This is a genomic window from Verrucomicrobiota bacterium, assembly GCA_037139415.1.
In the GTDB taxonomy this organism is placed as follows: domain Bacteria; phylum Verrucomicrobiota; class Verrucomicrobiia; order Limisphaerales; family Fontisphaeraceae; genus JBAXGN01.
The window spans coordinates 1-5,560 of sequence record JBAXGN010000299.1; the positions used below are offsets into that span (position 1 = coordinate 1).

Consider the following 5,560-nt stretch of genomic DNA (forward strand, 5'->3'; position numbering starts at 1 on the left):
AAGATGCGTCGGCACGACAACTCGCCGCGATTCGGAACCAGAAGATCGGGTTCGTCTTTCAATTTTTCAACCTATTGCCGAAGCTCAACGTCATTCAGAACGTGGAGTTGCCCATGATTTACAGTGGCATCAGCGGACGGGAACGCACGCAGCGGGCCATGGAAGCGTTGACCATGGTCGGCTTGGAAAATCGCGCCAAACACCGGCCCAACCAGCTTTCCGGCGGGCAGCAGCAACGCGTGGCGATTGCGCGGGCGCTGGTCAACCGGCCCAAGATTATTTTTGCCGACGAACCGACGGGTAACCTCGACTCGCACACCGGCGAGGCCATTCTCCAACTCTTCTGCAAGCTGAGCCAGGAAGGGCGCACCATTGCGCTCGTTACCCATGATCCGGAAATTGCCGCCAGGACGCCCCGTCGAATCGAGATTCGCGACGGTAAAATTGCCATCGTCGTGGACCCCAAGCTCGCCGGTCAGTTTCGTGACGGCAGCACTCCTGCTCATGACTGAGCCATGAACGTTTGGAATGCCATTGTCATCGGGTTCAAGGAAATCTGGGCGCATAAGTTCCGGTCCGTCCTGACCATGCTGGGCATCATTCTGGGCGTTTCCAGCCTGGTGGCCATGGCAGCGCTGGTCAAAGGCATGGAGCGCGGACTGAAGGAGGCGCTGGTGGCCATCGGCGGCTTGGAAAAAATCCGCATCGAGGAGGGGGACTTGCCCGCCAGCCAACTTTACCGCGCGGACCAGGCGGTGGGCATCACCATGCAGGATGTTTACGCGCTCCAACAAAGCGCGCCGCTACTGCTCGATGTGGAGCCCGAGATGCGCCTGCGCAACTGTGTCTGCTCGCGGCGCGGCAAAAACTGTTATCCCTGGATGTTTGTGGGCACCTGGCCCAACGCGCTGCAAATGAATGAATTTGAGGTGGAACACGGGCGCATGTTCAACGACATGGATGATGCCGCCGCCCGCAACGTGTGCGTGATCGGCACCCAGATCCGCGATGAGCTGTTTGGTTCTCCCGATAAGGTCGGCTACGAGATCATCCCGGTTGGCGAAACCATTCTCATCAATGGGCTGTCCATGACCATCATCGGCATGTTCAAACGCTACGAAAGCGAGCAGGAACGCAAAGTGCGCGAGAACGAGCAAGCGCAAATCGCCAAGCAAACCAACGCCGTGCCGTCCCGCAGCCGGGGTGGCAATACCGGGCGCGGCTCCAGCAGCTTCGTGTTCCGACTTAAGAACACCACCGTCTATATCCCACTGAACACCATGTGGCTGCGGTTTCGCGCCTCGTCCGGCACCAATAACATCCCGGACCCGCGCCTTTCCCTGATCAATGTCAAAGTGCGCGATGTGGAACAACTGGAAACCACCTTGCAGCAGACCCGCAACGTGCTGATGCACACCCATCGCGGCATCGAAGATTTCACCTTCCGCACCCAGGAAGAATGGGCGGAACAGATCACCACCTCCATTCGGAACGCCCGGCTCAGCGGCGGCATTATCGCGGCCATCAGCCTGCTGGTGGGCGGCATTGGCATCATGAACATCATGCTCGCCAGCATTACCGAGCGCGTGCGCGAAATCGGCATCCGCAAAGCCGTCGGCGCCACCAACGGCAGCGTGTTCATTCAAATCCTTGTGGAAAGCTCGGTCATCGCCCTCCTCGGCGGGCTGGTCGGGCTGGTGGTCTCCCAGTGGTTTGTGAATATTCTGGTCCTGGTTTCCCCCACCGCCAATACCCCCGTTATTTCCATCGACGCCATGGTGATGGCCTTTGCCTTCAGCATTGTCACCGGCGTGCTCGCCGGGCTTTGGCCAGCCATCAAAGCCGCCCGCCTCGACCCCATCAAGGCCCTGCGCTACGATTAAGCCCAGCCGCAACGGCCAGACGGCAGTTTGCCTTGCTCACCCTCGAACCGGGAACCGGTGCAGTATATATATAGGTGGACTCCCGCCGCTCACGGTTTCGGGTGAAGGGCGGCGTGCAGGGCGTGCAGCAGGTCGGCGATGGTGAACGGCTTGCGTAGCCACGCTTCGAGTTTGAGGTCTTCAATGCCCTTGACGCCTTCTAGCAGGCCGGTCATGCCCAGGATGGGCAGGGTCGGCGCTTGGGCGCGCAGCGCGGTAATCATCGCCGTGCCGTTCATCACCGGCATCATGATGTCGGTGAGGACCGCCCGCACTTCGGCGCGGTGTTGCGTGAACACCGCCAAGCCCTCGGCTCCGTTCTCGGCGGTGAGCACCCGGTAACCATGGTGTTTCAGCCCGATGCGCAAGGTGTCGCGCATGCTGGCTTCGTCATCCACCACCAGGATCAGCTCCCCGTGGCCAGCCGGCGGCGGCGGGCGCACGGCGTCCTCGGCGACCTTCGCTTCCGGCGTGGCGGGGAAGTAGAGTTCAAAGGTGGTGCCGCGGCCCAGGCAGGTATCCACCCGCACAAAGCCGCCGTGGCCGCGCATAACGCCTTGCACGGTGGATAGCCCCAGGCCGGTGCCTTTGCCGAATTCCTTGGTGGTGAAGAACGGGTCAAAGACGCGCTCCAGGACTTCCGGCGGGATGCCGGTGCCGGTGTCGCTCACGCTCACGCAGACGTAGGGGCCGGGTTGGACCTCGGGGGGCAGGAGGGCAACCGTCCGGTCCAGGGTGACGTTGCACGCCGCAAGGGTGAGGGTGCCGCCCTCGGGCATGGCGTCGCGGGCGTTGACGCACAGGTTCAGGAGCACCTGGTGCAGTTGCGTGACGTCGCCCAGCACCGGCCACAGGTTTTGGGGTATTAGCACGCTGGCCTGGATGTTCCGGGGGAACGTTTCGCGGATAATGGTGCTTAGCTCGCACTGGAGCAGGCGCACCGGCAAAGGCAAGCGAGCGCCGGGCGTGCCGCGGGCATAGGTGAGCAGTTGTTTGATGATGCTGGAACCGCGCTGGGCGCCTGTTTCCATGGCGTCAAGCATCAGTTTGCTGTCCGGATCGCTGACCTCGTCGCGCAGAATGGGCACAGCCATGAGCACGGGGGCCAGGATGTTATTCATGTCATGGGCGATGCCGCTGGACAGCGAGCCAAGGCTTTCCATCCGCTGGGCGCGCAGGAGCTGGGCTTCCAACCGTTTGCGTTCGGAAATGTCGCTCAGAATGAGGCGGCATTCGGGCTGACTGGCGGCGTTGGGCGACCGGTTGCACGTCATCACCGCCCAGAAGGAGGTGCCATCGGGGTGCAGCAGGCGCACGTCGCACTTATAGGGCGTACCAGCTTCCCAGAGTTGTTTCTGGAGGCGGACGTACGTGGCCTGATCCTCGGGGATGATGAAGCGGAGAAGGGTTGCTTGAGCAGCGCGCCCCGGTCCACGCCCAGCAGGGTGGCGGCGGTGAGGTTGGCCTCCTGGATCAGCCCCGGCTCGTCCAAGGTGAGGTAGCCCACTGGGGCCAGGTCGTAGAGGTCAAAGTATTTGGCGCGGGTGGTTTCGAGTTCTTCTTGTACCAGGTACAGTTCCTCGTTCTGCATTTCCAGTTGAATCTGGTGGACCTCCAGTTCGTGGATCAACCCCGCCGCGTCTTCCACCGAGGGCGTCGCGCCAGTGGTCAGCGGCTTCCCTTGCCGCTTCACGAGCCAGCCCGCTTCGGCGCGGCGGCGCAAGTCGGCGGCGCTCTTAACGGCGTCAGGCTTATTCATGGCGGGCTCCTTTCAGCGCGGAAGCGTGCGGAGTGCGGGGCCACCGACAGCGATGCCCCCAAAAAAAGGCGTCGTTCCAATGGAATGGCGGTTGTCATGGCGTTACCATACGCGGTACTGGCGGCGCTGTCCAATCATTTAACCAACAATCGCGGCGGTTAAAAGAGTGAAGGCGCTGCCGCGCCAGCTTTACTGGCGGGAGCGCCCGTCCGTTTCGGCTCCCCTTCCCAGGGAATTACGGGAGCCACATTCTTTGGAGTGCGCGCGGCAAGGCAGGGTGAAGGGGCCGCGACGCCGCTTTGGATAGGCGCGCCACCCAACCCGGCGATGATCCCCTGCCCCGGTGAACCTGGCCAAACCGCAGGCGGCCTTGGCAGAGATTCAATGGACTTCTGGGTTCGGTTAACTGGACTGGTCAAATCCAAAGCGGTGTCGCCCGCCGCCCTTTATTCCCCCTTCGGTTGCCACCGCACTCCAAATTTTGCCGCGCCTTCATGTTTGAGACTCGTTACGTCGTCACCTACATTTATTATTGGGCGTTTTTGCGCCGGGGCTGCGATTTGCTTGACGGGAACGGGCCGGAGTTGGATGCTCGCGGGCATGAACTCATTCTCGATGGCTCGGTTGGCTTTGACGTTGGCCGCGTTGCTGTGCGCACGCGGGGTATCGGCACAATCGCTGGAGACGCTCCCCGGCGACGCGTATTTTGCGAAGTTCAAACCGGTGAAGGCCCCGGCCCCCGCCGGGTTGGTGCTGCAAAAAGGGGATCGGCTGGCGATCTGCGGGGATTCGATCACGGAGCAAAAGATGTATTCGCGCCTGATGGAGACGTATTTGACGGTGTGCGTGCCGGAGTTGGAGGTGACGGTACGGCAGTTCGGCTGGAGCGGGGAGACGGCCAGCGGCTTCCTCGGACGCATGACGAATGATTGTCTGCGGTTCCAGCCCACGATTGCCACGACGTGCTACGGGATGAATGATCACCGGTATCGCGCGTATGAGGAGCCGATCGGCGCGTTGTACCGCGAGAAGTCCACGGCGATTGTCCGGGGCTTCAAGGGCATTGGCACGCGGGTAATCCTGGGGTCGCCGGGCTGCGTGGGGGTGAAGGGGCCCGATCCGCGGCTGACGAATCAGGTGCCGGCCGGTTGGTCGGAGCCGGGGGTGGAGGAGAAGAATCTGAATTTGTGCACGCTGCGCAATATTGATATCGAGATCGCCCAGGCGGAGCAGGTCGGCTTTGCGGATGTGTTCTGGCCGATGCTCCAGGCGGGGTTTGAGGCGCGCAAACTGTACGGGCCGAAGTACGCCATCGCGGGTAAGGACGGCGTCCATCCCGGTTGGGCCGGGCAAACGGTGATGGCGTTCGCCTTCCTGAAGGCGATGGGGCTGAAGGGCGAGATTGGGACGTTCACGGTGGACTTGAAGTCCGGCGAGGCGACGGTTTCCGCCGGGCACGAGGTCGTGGCGGCCAAGGTCGGCGAGGTGCAGATCCGCAGCAGCAAGTATCCGTTCTGCGCCACGGGCGAGGCGGATAAGGATGGCAGCATTCGCTCGGGGATGACGTTGATTCCGTTTAATCAGACGTTGAACCGGCTGGTGCTCGTGGCGAAGAACGGCGCGGCCAAGGAATATACGGTGACCTGGGGCGCGACGGCGAAGAAGTATTCCGCCGCGCAACTGGCGCAGGGGGTGAATCTGGCGGCGGATTTCGCGGAGAACCCGTTCGCGGAGGCGTTCAAGAAGGTGGAGGACGCGGTGGGGGCCAAGCAGGCGTATGAGACGAAGCAGATCAAGCGGATTTTCAATGAGCTCGCGAAGGGGAAGTTCAAGACGGAGCAGGAAGTGACGGATCCGGAGCTGAAGGCGCTCTGGGTGT

The 5,560-nt window shown here is 62.1% G+C and carries 5 protein-coding genes; 3 read left to right on the forward strand and 2 right to left on the reverse strand.

Features of this window, described 5'->3' with window-relative positions:
- Positions 1-512, forward strand: a 512-nt coding sequence (locus tag WCO56_28600) for an ABC transporter ATP-binding protein (protein MEI7733564.1), incomplete at its 5' end; no start/stop codon positions are given.
- 3 nt (positions 513-515) lie between these two features.
- The gene (locus tag WCO56_28605; protein ID MEI7733565.1) at positions 516-1,883 is read left to right on the forward strand and encodes an ABC transporter permease; all 1,368 of its coding nucleotides are present in this window, start codon (positions 516-518) and stop codon (positions 1,881-1,883) included.
- 89 nt (positions 1,884-1,972) lie between these two features.
- Here the strand turns inward: WCO56_28605 and WCO56_28610 are convergent, their stop codons facing one another.
- Together WCO56_28610 and WCO56_28615 are read right to left on the reverse strand one after the other, a co-directional pair.
- Positions 1,973-3,238: an ATP-binding protein gene (locus WCO56_28610; GenBank protein ID MEI7733566.1), complete on the reverse strand. Its 1,266-nt coding sequence runs from the start codon at positions 3,236-3,238 to the stop codon at positions 1,973-1,975.
- A complete protein-coding gene (locus WCO56_28615; GenBank protein ID MEI7733567.1) occupies positions 3,196-3,681 on the reverse strand; it encodes a PAS domain-containing protein in 486 nt (161 codons plus the stop codon). The genes WCO56_28610 and WCO56_28615 overlap by 43 nt, the downstream gene beginning before the upstream one ends.
- 600 nt (positions 3,682-4,281) lie before the next feature.
- Here WCO56_28615 and WCO56_28620 point away from each other — a divergent pair.
- Positions 4,282-5,560, forward strand: a 1,279-nt coding sequence (locus WCO56_28620) for an SGNH/GDSL hydrolase family protein (GenBank protein ID MEI7733568.1), incomplete at its 3' end; no start/stop codon positions are given.

What these genes read in the sequence shown, in the direction of transcription:
- WCO56_28615 (MEI7733567.1), bottom strand. Translation starts at nt 3,681, where the DNA reads ATGAATAAGCCTGACGCCGTTAAGAGCGCCGCCGACTTGCGCCGCCGC.
- WCO56_28605 (MEI7733565.1), top strand. Translation starts at nt 516, where the DNA reads ATGAACGTTTGGAATGCCATTGTCATCGGGTTCAAGGAAATCTGGGCG.